General features: G+C 54.2%; 13 protein-coding genes. 10 read left to right on the top strand and 3 right to left on the bottom strand.

What is annotated here, in order from left to right; genetic code table 11:
* Nucleotides 1–21: 21 nt before the first annotated feature.
* Nucleotides 22–393: a hypothetical protein gene (locus DW233_RS10275; RefSeq protein WP_158567839.1), complete on the bottom strand. Its 372-nt coding sequence runs from the start codon at nt 391–393 to the stop codon at nt 22–24.
* Nucleotides 394–1,180: 787 nt separating this feature from the next.
* Here DW233_RS10275 and DW233_RS08685 point away from each other — a divergent pair.
* Complete coding sequence (locus tag DW233_RS08685) at nt 1,181–2,635, top strand: reverse transcriptase domain-containing protein (protein WP_118267797.1); 1,455 nt, start codon at nt 1,181–1,183, stop codon at nt 2,633–2,635.
* Nucleotides 2,636–2,859: 224 nt separating this feature from the next.
* Here the strand turns inward: DW233_RS08685 and DW233_RS10555 are convergent, their stop codons facing one another.
* Nucleotides 2,860–2,991, bottom strand: a complete 132-nt coding sequence (locus DW233_RS10555; RefSeq protein WP_255413169.1) for a hypothetical protein — start codon at nt 2,989–2,991, stop codon at nt 2,860–2,862.
* Nucleotides 2,992–3,199: 208 nt separating this feature from the next.
* Between DW233_RS10555 and DW233_RS08680 the strand changes: the two genes are divergently transcribed.
* From DW233_RS08680 to DW233_RS08650, 7 genes are all read left to right on the top strand, one after another.
* On the top strand, nt 3,200–4,018 hold the full coding sequence (locus DW233_RS08680; RefSeq protein WP_117635105.1) for a hypothetical protein: 819 nt from the start codon (nt 3,200–3,202) through the stop codon (nt 4,016–4,018).
* A gap of 483 nt (nt 4,019–4,501) precedes the next feature.
* Nucleotides 4,502–5,662 (top strand): hypothetical protein, encoded by a 1,161-nt coding sequence (locus tag DW233_RS08670; protein ID WP_118267795.1) that lies wholly within the window; start codon nt 4,502–4,504, stop codon nt 5,660–5,662.
* Nucleotides 5,663–5,746: 84 nt separating this feature from the next.
* On the top strand, nt 5,747–5,911 hold the full coding sequence (locus DW233_RS10270) for a hypothetical protein (protein ID WP_158567838.1): 165 nt from the start codon (nt 5,747–5,749) through the stop codon (nt 5,909–5,911).
* A 507-nt stretch (nt 5,912–6,418) separates the two neighbouring features.
* Nucleotides 6,419–8,014, top strand: coding sequence for an SIR2 family protein (locus DW233_RS08665; protein WP_118267793.1), 1,596 nt, complete (start codon nt 6,419–6,421; stop codon nt 8,012–8,014).
* Between the two features lie 1,126 nt (nt 8,015–9,140).
* Nucleotides 9,141–9,527: a helix-turn-helix transcriptional regulator gene (locus DW233_RS08660; protein ID WP_118267792.1), complete on the top strand. Its 387-nt coding sequence runs from the start codon at nt 9,141–9,143 to the stop codon at nt 9,525–9,527.
* 202 nt (nt 9,528–9,729) lie between these two features.
* Nucleotides 9,730–10,368: a hypothetical protein gene (locus DW233_RS08655; protein WP_118267790.1), complete on the top strand. Its 639-nt coding sequence runs from the start codon at nt 9,730–9,732 to the stop codon at nt 10,366–10,368.
* Nucleotides 10,369–10,514: 146 nt separating this feature from the next.
* The gene (locus DW233_RS08650; RefSeq protein ID WP_158567836.1) at nt 10,515–11,507 is read left to right on the top strand and encodes a PLP-dependent transferase; all 993 of its coding nucleotides are present in this window, start codon (nt 10,515–10,517) and stop codon (nt 11,505–11,507) included.
* 223 nt (nt 11,508–11,730) lie between these two features.
* Here DW233_RS08650 and DW233_RS08645 read toward each other — a convergent pair whose 3' ends face one another.
* Complete coding sequence (locus DW233_RS08645) at nt 11,731–12,078, bottom strand: winged helix-turn-helix domain-containing protein (RefSeq protein WP_118267786.1); 348 nt, start codon at nt 12,076–12,078, stop codon at nt 11,731–11,733.
* A gap of 193 nt (nt 12,079–12,271) precedes the next feature.
* On the opposite strand from DW233_RS08645, the gene DW233_RS08640 reads away from it, so the two are divergent.
* Both DW233_RS08640 and leuS read left to right on the top strand, forming a co-directional pair.
* On the top strand, nt 12,272–13,783 hold the full coding sequence (locus tag DW233_RS08640) for an IMP dehydrogenase (protein ID WP_117639292.1): 1,512 nt from the start codon (nt 12,272–12,274) through the stop codon (nt 13,781–13,783).
* Nucleotides 13,784–14,042: 259 nt separating this feature from the next.
* Nucleotides 14,043–16,619 carry a leucine--tRNA ligase gene (gene leuS / locus DW233_RS08635; RefSeq protein WP_118267784.1) on the top strand — a complete coding sequence of 859 codons (2,577 nt, stop codon included), beginning with the start codon at nt 14,043–14,045 and terminating at the stop codon, nt 16,617–16,619.
* Nucleotides 16,620–16,665: the final 46 nt, after the last annotated feature.

The following is a 16,665-nucleotide window of genomic DNA, read 5'->3' as shown; positions in this document are numbered from 1 at the left end:
ACGGACGCTAGGGAGCCACCCTTACACCAACATTTTCGACGCGATCGTGGTTTGTGACGTGGCGGAGATTGCGGCGGGTGCGGGGGTGGTACGGGCTCGGAGGGATGGGGCGGGGGTGCCGGTTGCGGCAGCGGTGCCGTCAGCGTCTTCCGTGTTGACGGCGCTGGTGCCGGTGGATGTTGCGGTGCGGTCCTCTACGGTATCTGCTGTCGCATTTGTGTCGGTGCCGTCTTCGGCCTTGCCTGCGTCGCTGTTCGTGGCGTCGGCTTGCGCCTGCTGCTCGGCGGTTTCTTGAGGCTGAATCGCCTCCGCAATGGCTGGCATAGGCAACGTCGCGCCGACCATGGACGTGCATGCGATCGCGCAGAGCAGGTAGTAAAGGGGTCGTTTCATAGCGGAGCCTCTCGGTGAGCAGCCAATAGGGTCCGAAGGCAGCTTCAGGCCAGCACTCCGCACATATTATGTTGGGTTTATTTTACGGGAACCCCAGTCAACATCAGCGATCTTTCTGGGGAATGTTGGGGGGAGGGGGAGGGAGTTGGTCCTCGGCCTCGCTGTGCGCTGATGTCTTTGCCCTCAACGATGTGCCCGTCGGCGAGGAGCGCGAAGCGACCAATCTGAACAATGACAATCCACCCGTCTGTGCATCCAAACTCCTGGATTATGCACATCGGGATTTTCACGGTCTTGTCGGTGATATTGTCTCGCGGACCGTGTGCATGCATTAGCGTGCATGCATTAGATGGAGGAGTCCTTGTATCCGTAGAGGCGCACCAGCATTTTCGATGCGACCGCCGTCAAGACAATTGGGTGTGCATCAAGGCGCTGTTAACTGCATGAGCCGATTTCTTATAACCTGTTTAAGCAAAGCAAGAATGGGGAATAAAGCTAACTGCCCATCGCGAACTGGCGATGGGGTACGCTACTGCCGTCAATATCGCAAACGACGAAATTCCGACGTTCGCAACATTGACACCAGCGTTGCCTGCTGCTAGCTGGATAAGAGCCTCGATGGTCATAAGTACCAATTCCTCGCTTTCGTCTAGTATGCCATAGGCAAGCATTGTTTTAGGTGGCCGCGAAAGCGTTGGTTGCACTTGCTGCGCCTTTGATTAGCCTGTCCGGGGAGGGTTAGCCGCCGCTTGTTGATCCGGACAGGTTGATTTATTTGGGGGGTATTTTGGCCGAGTTCGATATCGCTCGTATTCCTCGATATAGTTCCAAAAGTTCATATGCCCATTTCGATCATAGGGCCTCTTTTGCCGAAGTTCAGGCCAAGATTTTAGATTCAGGGTACGTTTCTCATCATGCGTTCTACCCTCTTATTTCCAACGAGATCATTACTGTTCGGTATCGTGGAGGTAAGCGAAGCTGCAAAGTTCGCAATATCGCCTATGCCTCGCATTTCGATCACCGCGTCTTCCAGTACTACTCTTATCTGTGGTCGGACTTATATAACAAGAAGGCTATTGCCGAAGAGTTTAATGAGGTTGCCGTAGCGTACCGCTCTTCGCTTTCATCAGACAGCGCCGTAACTGCTGGCAGCAATATTTCCTCAGCTAAAAAGGCATTCGACTATATGCGTGAGCAAGATTCGGCTTTTGTGCTTACGGGTGATTTCGAGAGCTTCTTCGACAACCTAAATCATGCCCATCTAATAGCGTCGTTGCGTTCGTTGTTTCCCAGTGGACGCTTGCCGGACGATCACTATCAAGTTATTAAAAATATCCTTCGCTATTCGTGCTGGCCTATTGCTGATTTGGCTGCTCGACATGAATTTCCATGGCCAGTAATCGATCCTACTCGGGAGAAAATGATCAATGAAGCGGCTATCGAACTTCGGTTCAAGTCTATTCGTGAACTTAATAAGCTGGATGTTATCTTGCCAAGGTCTGAGTTTCTTGCAAACAAAAGTAAAGTCATCACCAGGCCGTGGCGGCGAACGGGTATTGATCTCGGCATTCCTCAGGGTCTTGCTGCAAGTGGAGTGCTCGCTAACATCTATATGACCGATATCGATATGAAGGTCAGGCTTGCCGTTGAACGGGTTGGTGGCTTGTATCTTCGTTATTGCGATGACTTTATTATTGCCGTTCCAAAATCTGGCTTTGATGCACTTGTAGAGGCAATCAATCTAATGGCCGATGTCGATTCCGTTAAACTGCAATCTGAGAAAACCAAGGTGTTCCGGGTTGATGGCAACGGAGTTGCTCAGCTTGATTTTGAAAGCGTTTGCGCGGGTGAGGTTCTTTCGTATTCCGGTGCACATCCGGCGCAGAAAGTCAGTTTCCTGGGGTTTGACTTTGACGGGCGCATTGTAAGACTTCGACAGTCTACGGTTGGAAAGTACCACAAACGTCTCCGTGAGGCGGCCACTGCGATTGCGCGTTCTAATGAGGGAGAGGGGAGACACGCATCAAAAAAGCGCGTCTCCGCTCTATATCAACATTATTCACCACTCGGTATTAAGGGAAGAAGGCTATGCCCCTCGGGTGGTGCTGACCCTTCTGCATTTTCTCGCTATGGGAACTTTCTTTCCTACGTAGCGAGAGCCCAAAAGGCGTTTCCAAATGATCCGATTGCCCCCGACGAGGCTAAGATTTATAGGAAGATTAAACGCTTGAGTGCTCGGTAAACGATGGCTTTAGCGCTGGATTATTCATAGCCATAAATACTAAATCGATATCGGCCAATTCCGATCACTAGGTAACAATTGATGTGCCTTCACGCGGTCGCGGAACGATGCCTCTGAAACTCGAGCCGAACATCAGAATGATATGACAAGAACGGTAGTGTCGCGAAAGTTGGTGTAATGGACTCCTTGGCCCCTGTGTCCAGGATCCGGAATCTATCGATATCCTAGGCCGACTCCACTCTGTCGGCAAGCTCAAGGCTGGATTCGACCATCTTCCCGGCAGTCTTTTCCAGCTCGGCCCAGTCATGACAGCACGATGCTCCCCTTCGCAGCGCCGCGTCGTGCAACTCGGCCATCTTCCTCTCCGAGAAGTAGCGCGAGGTTGCCATGGAAACGGCCAGGATAACCCCGAAAGCGGCCTGAACGCGCCATGGTGCGCGTATTCTAGGCGAAGGCACGGACCCTTCCGAGCCAGGACGGGCCGCTCGCTCGGCCAACTTTGGCGTACCCTGCTGGAACGGCTTCCGTCAACATCCGTAAAACTACCGCAAAGAGGAGGCCACAGTGATAGATAAGAGGCTTATTGAAGCCGTTCCCGGAGCCGAGAGACTTAAATCCGCAATGATTACCCCAGAATTGTTTGTTAAGGACCTCATGCAAGACTATTCTGGGCGTCCGTTATATACATACGAGGAATGGACGCGCGAGCTCATCAACCACTCTAACGCTTTCAAGGAACTGACCAGAGGTGCGGAGTTTCATGCGCCCGTATCCGAGGCAAATGGGGAGTGTGATGCGGTATCAGACGCGTATCAGTTAGATTTCAAGCTCATCTTCGGAAAATCCATGATGCGCGCCGTAAGTCTCACTTCGTCAAGGCGAGTTTCAGACCGCGGAATAACTTTAGAACAACTTTGCAGAAGTCATGTAAAGGAACAGAGAGGCTTACGCCTGCATGCAATTCTCAGGGATTACAGCCTCGCCAAGCTTGACGAGCTTCTAAAAACTGAGAGTAATAAACAATTGAGCGAAGAAGACCGTGAGGCCCGAGGACTTCTTCGCTCAATCAGTCATTCGAAAAACTTGCTGCTAATTTATCCTTGCCGCTTTGAAGGCATCGACAGACTGCCTGAACTTGAGGAAACCGCCAACGCCGCACTTTACTATGACTTCCGGAACGTGCTCGACGTCCGACGGATACACCATCCCGGCAAGGACACCTTCCTTTCATATTTTTGCGACGACCGCATGGTTGTCACAAGAGCGAGCGGGCACGGCCTATCCAAGTTCGACGATATCATGGTCGCAAAAAGCAGAACATACATGGATATTATGCGTATGCGTGATCCCGGAGAGTATCAAAGGCTGCTGAAACTTGTTTAACCGACCGCAAGGGCTAGTTTTGTGGACATCAACCCAAGATGGGACCTGCCAAGAGGACCGGACGCCGCTGCGTTCGGACTCGTTTTTCTGCATTCAAAAGCAACGCTGAGCTCGACCTCACGGCTTGCGCCTGCTGCTCGGCGGCCTTCTGAGGCTGAACCCCCTCTGCAATGGCTGCCATAGGCATCGTCGCGTTGACCATGGACGTGCACGCGGTCGCACAGAGCGGGTGGTAAAGGGGGCGTTTCATAGCGGAGCCTCTCGGTGTGCAGCCAATAGGGTCCGAAGGCAGTTTCAGGCCGGCACTCCGCACATTTTTTGTTGGGGTTTTACGGGAACCCCAGTCAACATCAGCGACCTTTCTGGGGTATGTTGGTTGATCCGGGGTGCGCAAAACAACAGTTTCAAATATTGTTGCTTCCTGTTCAATTCTGTCTATCTACAATTAATCGCAAGCGTATGACCTGAGGAGATTGTTTACAGGTGGAATCGGTCACTATTCATTGGATTGTCTTTTATGTCTTTATCGGTTTGTCGAGCGTTCAGCTTGTCCGCTTTGCTGGGCCCTTGGCGATCGGAGGGCAATACACCGTCGAAGAACTGTATCCCTCCGATGAGTCGGGCAGGCTGAACGTTGCCTACCGAATTCTCGCTCCAACAATTTGTTGCCAGCTCCCGGTGTTTATTATGGCTGCGATTTGCGATGCGTTTTCAGTTCCAGGTCCTTCGCTGCGATACATGCCTACCCTTTTCTATTGGTTGTTTCTTGGGGTAATCAAGCATGCAAGGGGTAAATTGCGGTACCGGACTCTTCCTTTCTCATTCGAGGCGTTCATGTCTCTTTTGCTGTCCGTCGCATTCGATCACTTTGTTATCGATGGCTATCTCGGAGGCCAGGGGCTAGATGTGCTTGATACTTCGAGTATTGCCTTTGAGTTTGAGCTGGCATTATTTGGTGTTGTGACCTTTTGGATTTCAACCTTTTTTAAGCGTTATCAAATTAAGTTTAGCCGTGTGTACTCAAATGCCGCTCCATCATATGTCGTTCCTTCGGACTCCGTATTTGGTTACTCTTCAATCGATACGGGTGAGGCCAGGCTCTTCTCATACGAGCGCGAATATGGCGATCTCTTACCTCAGCGATTTTCAAGTGATCTTCTGTTGAGAAGTGTTTTCTTTGCAATTATGGCGATTGAGGACGGGAATCGGCCCGAGTTTATCCGAACGATCGAGCGCATGGCAGCTCATTTCCATTTGGCAAAAACCACTGGAATAATGCAGCAGACGAGCGATGCTCCTTTGTCTGATATGGATAGCGTTAAACTCGCAATTCCCTATATTGAGCGCATGTGGGACCAGTTTCTTGTTGAATTCGCCCGTTCTGCCGAAGGGGCAGGGGGAGACGCCCTACGAATCTTCAAGTGTTACTACACCTACGATTACTGTATGTTGTCGCGGACTATCCGCAATCATTTTGCGCCGTTTTACGGGGACTATTGTGGAACGAGATTACTTAATGCTAATCGCGTATTTTGCGATGTTCTTGAATTTGAGGAAAGGCAGCGCTACGGATTGCTTCCAAAGACGGTTTCTGCGACTGGATCGATATGCGCCACTGAGCTTGGATGGCTTTCTGGGGAGTAATGTTATTGGGCCGATTACAATACGGTTGTATCCTGCCTGAATGAAAATGATGGCAATGGCGTTAAACTGGTCAGCAAAAATGATGTGAATAAAACCCAGATAACCGAGACGACCTTAAGGCTTAAGGAGCAAGGTGTTTCCGTTCTTGAGGCCAAGTATGTGCCCGGCGCTTCGGCGACCATCGTGTGCATCGGCGATTCCTCGAAGATTTCGAGTACTGTCGGTAGTGACTGGATGGTTGTTAGCTAGGTGAATCATCTTTGCCTTTCCGCATATTGATTGCGCATTCTCGTGCACGGACGCGAAAATGCTTCGCATTAGTTTCAACGCGAAGAGTATTTGCTACATGATTAACTTTTTTGGATGCGCAATTACTGTGCATCTAGGTTAACATCCAGTTAGTGATGCAGTTGTCGTGGGCTCTACGTGAGGCGATGACAAAGGAGGGTCGTTGTTTGGTTGTTATCGGCAACGGCCCTTTGATTTTAGGAGTTACTTTGGCGATGGAATTTTAGACTTTCGCTCAACTTATCGAACTCCTAGAGAGTCATGGCGTTCTAACTGATGCCGCTGCGCTAGATTGCCTGAGGCGCGAAATGAATATTTGCTCGTCGGAACACTGCTGAATATTGGGTCACCTGTGCGGTTCGAATTTTCAATTGTCGAGCAGCTTTGTCTCCGATGAAGTCTTGCAATTCTAGTAAAATCCAAACATATGTTCTATACTTATGGAAGTAGCTTGTTTGGAGGCGCTAGATGGAAGTCGGAAGAGATGACAGTGTAGAAAGCGTTGTACGTTTGATAAATGGGGTGGGGCGTAGCCCATATTTATTCGTCGGCTCGGGCTTTTCCCGTAGATACATGGGTACCGACGATTGGGTTGGTTTGTTAAGGCACCTCTGTTCCCGTCTTTCCGATGATCCCTTTCGGCTTGACTCGTACCTGGCACGTTGTCCAGATGAGTCTGACAATAGCGCATTGCCCTCTGCCGCGACGATGCTTGATAAGGATATGCGCATAGCTGTTCTTGAGGACCCTCGCTTCGCTTCTTTTAGAAACGATCATGTAGAGGACATTCGTCAGCGTAAATCTATTTTAAAGATCATGGCGGCCGAGAGGTTATCCTCGTTCAAACCTGAATATATGACGCATGAGCTTGATATCTTGAGAGAGGTTGGCAGGCGGCGTATCTCTGGAGTTATAACAACCAACTATGACTGTCTCCTGGAGTCGCTATTTCCCGAGTTTAAAGTTTTTGTTGGCCAAGACGATCTCGTCTTTCACAGAACTTTTGAAATGGGTGAAATCTATAAGATCCACGGTTCTATGGATAATCCTGAATCTATGGTTCTTGAGGAGGCAGATTACGCAAAACTCGCCGAAACACAGGATTACTTGGCTGCCAAGTTGTTAACTATTTTTATGGAATACCCAATTATTTTTATCGGTTATTCCCTTAACGACCCCGATATCCAAGCTATCCTCATGTCGATTTCGCGCTGCCTCGGTTCTAACAATCTTGCGTTGCTTAGAAAGCGCTTTATCTTCCTTACTAGGGGAGAAAACGCAACCTCAACTCATTCGTTTACCTTTCCAGGTATTGGCGAGATAAGCATGACCGAGATTAGGACGAACGATTTTGGTGCAGTGTATGAAGCAATTGGACAATCCAAATGCTCCTTCTCGCCCAGGATCATTCGTGAGCTTCGCAGGAGCATCTACGCCTTGGCTGATGAGGGCGATCCGAATGACTCTCTGGTAGTTGAAGCGAGTTTTAGCGACCTCGAGAGACTTCCGGAGGGACAGCATCTTGTGCTGGGTATCGGTGTTGCGAATGCTTCTTTAGGGCACGGGCATATGGTCAAAGCCGAACTTCTATATCGTGATGTTGTGTTTGATGACGAACATGTTGCTCCTAAGCTTGCCGTCGAGGAATACCTTCCTTCGCTGCTTGCTTCTAACTCGGGTGGTTTGCCCATGTATAAGTATTTAAGCGCGTATTCAGGGGAAGTTCTTAATCCAAGGATGCTAAAGGAAATAGATGAGAAGAAGGATTTAGATGCTTTTCTAAACAACAGCCTACGAAAGGCAAAAGGCAGCTATCATCATTCGGGAATTAGACACTCGGTTCAGTCTGTTATAGCTAACGAAGGCTTTGAGGAAGCATTTAAAAAGCTTGTGCTACTTGAAGAAGATGAGATCGATCTAAATAAGTTGCTTGAATATCTGAGGGCGCTCATCACGGACGATCGCAAGATAATCCACGGTAATAGCGAGCTGAAACGGCTTATTAGAATGTATGATTTCCTTAAGTACAAGAAGGCCTTCGACATATCGGCTACTAGTGAGTAATCCCACCTAGCGTCTATGAAGAAGGCCATCTTTGTAAACTATGGCATCTGAGCGTATAGTGCGAACACCACGTGCAAATGCATACTTAATATAACGCTTTCTGCTTGAAATCACAATGGTGTCTGTTTCGACCCGCCAATCAAGGGAAGATAGTGTAGAGTATCTTCCTGCAATACAAAAGCTCTTTGGGAGCTTTAAGGGTGACGCTTTCAAATTGAGAGTGTTGCCCTTTTTTCATGTATGCAATGTGTGACGTACTAGCCAAGCACCATCCCGGCAATGGAATGATCGAGCATGGGCGGCTTCTACTGGTTGACGTGATCGTGGTCAAACAAGTGATATCGATTAGAATTAAATCAATTGCGCTGGAAGCCTTCGGGCGACACCTGAAGAGGGTTGATGCGTCGGTCCTCTTTTTTTGTTTGGATGTAAGATTCGGCCAGGCAAAACAAGGATCTCATTTGGGGAGAACAAATATCCGGCGGTTTTCCGCTTCGGGACGCGCGGTTTAAGGGTGCTTTTCGGAAGTGCGGGGAAAAATCGGAAACCTCCGAGCATAAACCGAATTTCGGCAACAAAACCGCAGGTCGCGGAAGGCTAAAACAGGGGTCTGGTCTGTCGATCTCGGTTTTTCACCGCACTTCCGGAAACGCCCGACGGAAGCATGCGGCAAATTTTGGAACCCTCGAGCACATCGTCCTTTTCATGAAAAGAACCCGCAGGTAGAAGCGTTGCCACTATCCAGTGTGGTTGACGTGTCTAGAATATGCCGCACACTTCCGGATTTTGCATAAGCTCGACTGGTTTGTTTATCGATTGGGGCAGAGGAATCTTGTCTGGACCTCGTTATATGTATTTAAATGGATGAACTTAACCTATAAGTTAAGTTCATCTAGAAATGGGAGGTGCCCTTTGGCAGAAGGATATGATCTTGTCGAATATAGAGACCTCAAGGGTCGACCGTTTTGGGAATTGACGGCTTCTCCCGACAACTCTCAATTCCAGAAAATGTTGTCAGACCCTAAGCGGAAATTAACCGCTCGAACAATGATCGGCCAGAATAGCACGTCAACTTCTGGAATCTGAGCCTTGACTTTTATACTTGGCTTTCGAAACGGAGAACACAATGAATAAAGTAGATTTATCTGATTTTTACGCCGATACAGAAACCAGCGAAACACGCGCTTATGAACACGCGCTAGATATCGAGTTTATTGTTCATCGCGAGATGAAGCGTCTGGGTTTAAGCAAAAGCGATTTGGCAAAGCGTATGGGCGTGAGCCTTCAGTCGCTTTCGAAGCTGTTGAATTCTCAGCCCAATATGACGCTGAAGACGATCGCTAGGTTCGAGCTTGCTTTGGGTATCAAAATCGTTCCGCAGGTTATCGCCAGCCATTCCAAAGAGTTGCCGTTTCTTTCATCTGATGATTCTGTGCGAGAGCAATGTGCATCGCCTGCCATTCTTCCTGCAGAGCTGTCAGTAGATTGCGATGTGCCTTTTCAGGGTGAATAGCATTTCCTCGATGAATCTAAGTCGAATGAGTTGCCACTCTCACATCCTCTTAAAAGTTCTTAAAACAGCCTTAAAGGCGCCTTGGCTCGCTTTTACAGCGTACAATACGCATGTTTGACTATGGCAAAAGTAGATTTTTGGGGAGGGGGAACGCCGTGGAAGTGCTGGTTGTTGGCAACACCACATATGTTGACGATGACTTTTGCGCCAAGGCGTCCCCGGGGACCACGTTAAGGTCGTAGCCGCGCAGGACGCGCGCCGCGATGAGTCGTCGCCCCATGCCTCGTGGAAAGAGCTGCTGCAGCACCTGGACCAGGCCTATGAGTTCGAACGCGTGGTCTACCTTTCTACCTACCTTACCCCGTATACCGAGACTTTTGGCGACATCGAACTGCTGCGCTCGGTGTTTCGTGCCTGTATGGGACGCAATGTGCAGCTGCTGTTTATTGCGGGGCCCGCGGGCGCAGAGGGTGCCACTGGCGGTTGTGACGACGACGCCACGGCCGCCAGTGGCGCCCAGACGGGCAAGGGCATTATCGCCCGCGCGGCCAACGACCTGTGCCGTCACTATGCATCGCGCGACGGCATCCAAGTCAAAGTCCTGCGCGTGCCGTATCTGTATACCGCATCGCCGGCATTAACCGACCCATTTTTGGTGCCGCTATTCGAGGCATGCTCGGGCGGGTCGGTCGCGCTTCAGGGTGCGGCAGATGCGCCGTTTCCCCTGCTGTGTGCCGAGGAACTCGCGGTGTTGGTGCATCGTATCTTTGACTGCTGGGATGCCAACTTTGAGATGCTCGACGTTGCAGACGCTTTTGGCCACCCGAGGCCTATGGCGTGATCGTTGACGCTCCGGGTGCGAGCGTGACCTATCACACGCTCAGCATCTAGGCGTTTCGTCGCCCATCGGCGCTATACTGCAGCCGTTGCCCACGATGCGGGGAACACCCGCATCGTGGGTTTTTGCTTATGAAGGGACGGTGCCGTGTGGATGTACAGCAGCTAGAAGAAGCCTGGGCTGCAAGGGCCGGCGCGCGTGAGGCGCGTCTTGCTGCAGCGCCGCATGTGCCGGCGGCGCTGTCTCTGTTGGGGATTGTACGTCCCGGCGATCGCCTGGTTGCGTTTGCCAATGACTTTGCCGATGCGTTTGCGCACGGCTTTGAGTGCTGCGACGTGGCTATGGTGGGGGAGCCCGCGGTTGCGGCGTTTGCTGCTACGTCCGAGGGCTTTGATGCTTCGTTTGATGCCGAGGGGCCGCACCTGTGGTGGTTCGTCAACTCCATCGGCGGGTTTGGTCTGCGTGTGCCCGATCTGCGTACGCTAGGACGCGCCGCGCGTGAGGCTCATGCGCTGCTCGTGGTGGATAACACCGTGGCTGGTGTCTTTGGGTGCGATCCGTTGCGCTTGGGTGCCGTGCTGTCGCTCGAGGCACTTGATCGCGTATGCGCGGGCGATGCTCCGCACAAGTTGGTTGCCGTATCGGTCGCGCGCTCGCAGCTCAAGCGCCATCGCGTGGATGCCGCTGCCGAGTGCGCGCATGCTCTGCTTAAGGGCTGTGGCTTGGTCAAACTTGATTTGCCTGCTGATGAGGCCGGTGTGCTGGAGTGCGGGCTGGACTCGCTCGATGCCCGCATGCAGGCACATTTCGACCGCGCACGTGCGCTGGCCGAGTACTTGGCTGCCAATGAGATGGTGCACGCCGTGCGCTATCCCGGACTGAGCTCGCATCCCGACCATGCGGTTGCAACGGGAATCCTCGAGCACGGCTTTGGTCCGGCAGTTGAGTTTGACCTTATTGAGCGCAGTGCGGGCGATTTGTTCGATGCTTTGCCGGGGGAGTTTCGTACATCGCCGGCCGGCGGCGCAACGACGCGCCTTTCGGCTCCACGCGGCAAGCAGGGGAGCACCATCCGCCTCTTCGCCGGTACCGACGATCCCCTGCAGGTGGCTGCCACTCTCGATAACGCCCTTCGCAAGTAGCTAATCGGGGTCTGTGTCACGAAAACGGCCTATTTACTACGTTTAAGCAATAGGGTTCGACCACACCCGCCTATTTTGAAAATTACCAAGCGGTTTACCAGCGGTTTTATTTTCATAATGTCCGGTATAGTCGTGGGTATTCAACTAAACGTAGTAGATGGGCCCGTTTTGTGGCGCGAGCCTCAACCCGAGGGCGCTGTGGGCTAAAAACCGCCTAAAAGGACTACCCTGCATTGATGCTGGCGATGAGGTCGTCGGCTTTTGAGGCGATGACGTTGTTGATGTCGGCCTGCAGCTCCTCGTAGACCGCTATGGCGCGCTCGCCGGCAGGCGTGAGCGTGGATCCGCGGGCGCCGTCGCGCTCGATGAGTTTGCATCCCAGCTGCCCTTCGGCTTCGTTCACAATGCGCCAAGCCTTGGAATAGGCCATGCCCATGCTTTTGGCGGCGCGGTTGAGCGAGTGCTCGCGGGCAATACCCTGCAGCAACAAGACGCAGCCGTGACCAAACACGCCCGGCAGATCTTTGTCGCACGCTTGAATGACCAACTTTGCCGTCGTCTTGTACTCCATGTGCTCCACGTCTCCCCGCTAAAGTGTTTGCTGGGCAAACGCAAAGCCTGCGTCAAACCCTCGTGTGCTCTTCTTAAATCATGCATTGTAGCAGTCAAAGTGCGTTAAGATACTTCCCCAGTATTGGGCGCCCAAGGTTGGGCTGGGTCCTACGAGGCCTGCAGCCGACCGGTCGCATGGAAAAAGGAGAAACATGGCTACGTTCTTTCCCGGTGAGTCCCACACGTTTTCGGAGTATCTGCTGGTCCCTGGCTATTCGTCCTCGCAGTGCATCCCCAACAACGTCTCTCTCAAGACGCCGCTAACCCGCTTTAAGCGCGGTGAGAAGCCGGCAATCACCCTGAACATCCCCATGGTTTCCGCCATCATGCAATCCGTCTCGGGCGTCGACATGGGTGTCGCGCTCGCTACCGAGGGTGGCCTGTCCTTCATTTACGGTTCCCAGAGCGCCGAGTCCGAGGCCGCTATGGTCAAGGCCGTCAAGGATCACAAGGCCGGCTTCGTTCAGTCCGATTCCACGCTGACCCCCGACATGACCATGGAGCAGGTCATTGAGCTCAAGGAGAAGACCGGTCACTCCACTATGCCGGTCACCGACGACGGCACCCCCAAGGGCAAGCTCCTGGGCATCGTCACCAGCCGCGATTATCGCCCCAGCCGCGATGACCATCAGAAGAAGGTCTCCGAGTTCATGACCCCGCGTGAGCAGCTCATCGTGGGCGACAAGAACATCAGCCTCAAGGTTGCCAACGACGTCATTTGGGACAACAAGCTCAACGCCCTGCCGATCGTCGACGACAACGATCACCTTATGGGCATCGTCTTCCGCAAGGACTACGACAGCCACAAGACCAACCCCAACGAGCTGCTCGATAACGACAAGCGCTACATGGTCGGCGCCGGTATCAACACCCGCGACTATGCCGAGCGCGTGCCGCTGCTCATCGAGGCCGGCGCGGATGTCCTGTGCATCGACTCTTCCGAGGGCTTCAGCGAGTGGCAGAAGCGCACCATCGAGTGGATCCGCGCCAACTACGGCGAGGACGTCAAGGTCGGTGCCGGCAACGTCGTCGACGCCGAGGGCTTCCGCTTCCTGGCCGACTGCGGTGCCGACTTCATCAAGGTCGGTATCGGCGGCGGTTCTATCTGCATCACCCGCGAGACCAAGGGCATCGGCCGTGGCCAGGCCACCGCGCTGATCGATGTCTGCCGCGCCCGTGACGAGTACTACGAGGAGACCGGTGTCTACGTGCCCGTGTGCTCCGACGGCGGCATCGTCTACGACTACCACATGACGCTCGCCCTTGCCATGGGTGCCGACTTTATGATGCTGGGCCGCTACTTCGCCCGCTTCGACGAGAGCCCGACCGAGCGCGTCAACGTCAACGGTCAGTACATGAAGGAGTACTGGGGCGAGGGTTCTGCGCGTGCCCGCAACTGGCAGCGCTACGACCTGGGCGGCGCCGCGAAGCTCAGCTTCGTCGAGGGCGTCGACTCCTACGTTCCCTACGCCGGCTCCCTCAAGGACGGCGTGGGCGGCACGCTCTACAAGGTCAAGTCCACGATGTGCAACTGCGGTGCCCTCTCGATCCCCGAGCTCCAGGAAAAGGCACGCCTGACCCTGGTCTCCTCGACCTCGATCGTCGAAGGCGGAGCTCACGACGTCGTAGTCAAGGACTCCCAACAGAGCGTAACGTATCGATAAGATAAGACCTGCACATAAAGGTTGAGCCTCAACCACGTTATTTAGATAAAGCGAGATGCCTGCAAGTCGCAGACATCTCGCTTGTTGTATTTGCTATCATCAGTCAAGTTAACCTTAGGGTCGGGCGGTTTAGCTTTGTTCGCTACAAGTTCCGCACGCAAAGAAGAGCACTTAATGTGCTCTTCGTCTTGCGCAGGACTGTCCGCAGTAGCGAATAAAGCTAAGCCGACCGACCCCATTAAAGATTAAAGGAGCTTATATGTGCGATTGCACAGATCATAAGGATGAGATCCCTGCCTACGACGCGCAGGCCATTGAGTCCAAGTGGATGAAGGCCTGGGAGGATTCCAACCTCTTTGCCGTCGACACCGACGCCAGCAAGCCCAAGAAGTACGTGCTCGAGATGTTCCCGTATCCGTCGGGCGACCTGCACATGGGCCACGCGCGCAACTATACCATCGGCGATGCCATGGCCCGTCAGGCCCGCATGCGCGGCTACGATGTGCTGCACCCCATCGGCTTTGACGCCTTTGGCCTGCCTGCCGAGAACGCCGCCATCAAGCACAACACGCAGGCTGCCGCCTGGACGTATAAGAACATGGACCAGGCTCTCGCCACGATGAAGCGCATGGGCTTCTCCTACGATCTGGATCGCATGGTCAAGACCTGCAGCCCCGATTATTACCGTTGGGGTCAGTGGATCTTTGAGAAGTTGTGGGAAAAGGGCCTGGTTTACCGCAAGAAGAACCCGGTCAACTGGTGCCCCACCTGCAAGACCGTTCTGGCCAACGAACAGGTCACCGAGGGCAAGTGCTGGCGCTGCGGCACCGAGCCCGAGAAGCGCGACCTGGAGCAGTGGTACTTCAAGATTACCGAGTACTCTCAGGAGCTGCTCGATGACCTGGAGAAGCTCCCCGGCTGGCCCGAGCGCGTCAAGCAGATGCAGGCCAACTGGATCGGTCGTTCCGAGGGCGCCGAGGTCGACTTTACCCTGTGCGACCAGGATGGCGAGCCCATCGAGGGCGACGAGGGTAAGATCACCGTCTTCACCACGCGAGCCGACACGCTCTTCGGTGTCTCCTTCTTTGTCCTGGCTCCCGAGTACGCGCGTCTGCACGAGCTCGTCGAGGGTACGGAGTACGAGGAGGCCGTGACCAAGATCGTCGAGGACTCCAAGCATATCTCCGCCGTCGAACGTGCCCAGGGCACCCTCGAGAAGCACGGTGCCTTTACCGGCCGCTACGTGGTGAACCCGGTCAACGGCGAGAAGGTCCCCGTGTGGGTTGCCGACTACGTTGTTGCCGACTACGGCACCGGCGCCGTCATGGCCGTTCCCTGCGGCGACCAGCGCGACTTTGAGTTCGCCCGCAAGTACGACCTGCCGATCGTGCCGATCATCCTGGACGATGAGGATCGCGCTGCCGTCGAGGCTAGCGGCGAGACCATCGATACCTTCCATGCCGAGACCGTCGACTGGGATTGCGCCCACGCTGCCGAGGGCACGCTCGTCCAGTCCGGCAAGTACACCGGCATGCGCGGCGGCAAGCACTCCGAGGGCGAGGCTGCGATCGTGGCCGACCTCGAGGCCATGGGCTGCGGTCGTCGCAAGGTCGAGTTCCGTCTGCGCGACTGGCTCATTTCCCGTCAGCGCTATTGGGGCAACCCCATCCCGGCCATCCACTGCGAGCACTGCGGCATCGTACCCGTGCCCGAGGACCAGCTGCCGGTGACGCTGCCCGAGAATCTTGACCTGGGCGCCGGCGAGACCCTCGCCGAGTGCAAGGAGTTCTACGAGACCACCTGCCCGGTCTGTGGCCGCCCGGCCAAGCGCGAGACCGATACCATGGACACTTTCACCTGCTCCAGCTGGTATTACCTGCGCTATACCGATCCGCACAACACCGAGCTGCCCTTCTCCCGTGAGGCCGCCGACCGTTGGATGCCCGTCGATAACTACATCGGCGGCATCGAGCACGCCATTCTGCACCTGCTCTATAGCCGCTTCTTTACCAAGGCGCTGCGCGACCTGGGTCTGCTGAGCGTGGACGAGCCCTTCACTAACCTGCTGTGCCAGGGCATGGTCAAGGACGAGAACGGCGACACCATGTCCAAGTCCAAGGGCAACGTCGTGCCCCCGAGCTCGGTCATCGAGCCCTACGGCGCCGACACCATGCGTCTGGCGATCCTGTTTATCGCCCCGCCCGAGAAGGACTTCGACTGGGACCCCAAGGCCGTTGAGGGCGCCAACCGCTTCATCAAGCGCGCCTGGCGTATCGTGTGGCAGCTCGTCCAGTCCGGCGACGCCAACGTGGCCTTCGACAAGTCCGCGCTCGACGAGGTTGCGATGAAGCTCTATCGCGAGCGTCACCGGACCATCGCCAAGTGCACCGAGGACTTCGATCGCGGCCAGTTCAACACCGCCATCTCGGCCGTCATGGAGCTCGTTAACGCGGCGAGCGCCTACCTCAACGCCACTGAGGTCGCTTCCCGTGACAAGGCGCTGTGCTATGGCGTGGCTAAGGATATCGTGAGCGTTCTTGCCCCCATCTGCCCGTTCTGGGCCGACGAGCTGTGGCACGAGGCTCTCGGCTGCGAGGGCAACGCCTACACCGCCGCCTGGCCCGAGTTCGACCTGGCCGAGTCCATCGAGGATACGGTGCAGATCGTCGTCCAGGTGCTTGGTAAGGTCCGCGGCCGCGTCGAGGTGGCCCGCAATGCCTCCAATGAGGATATGCAAGCTGTCGCTGAGGAAGCCGTTGCCAAGTGGCTTGAGGGCAAGACGGTCGTCAAGGCCATCTGCGTGCCCGGCAAGCTGGTTAACCTGGTGGTCAAGTAAGCGCTGCGCGCATAGCTGACATCAAAACCGAGGGGCGATTCCGTAG

Origin of the sequence: Collinsella sp. AM20-15AC (genome assembly GCF_003471405.1) — a bacterium.
Lineage (GTDB): Bacteria > Actinomycetota > Coriobacteriia > Coriobacteriales > Coriobacteriaceae > Collinsella.
This window is presented reverse-complemented; position numbering and strand designations above follow the sequence as displayed.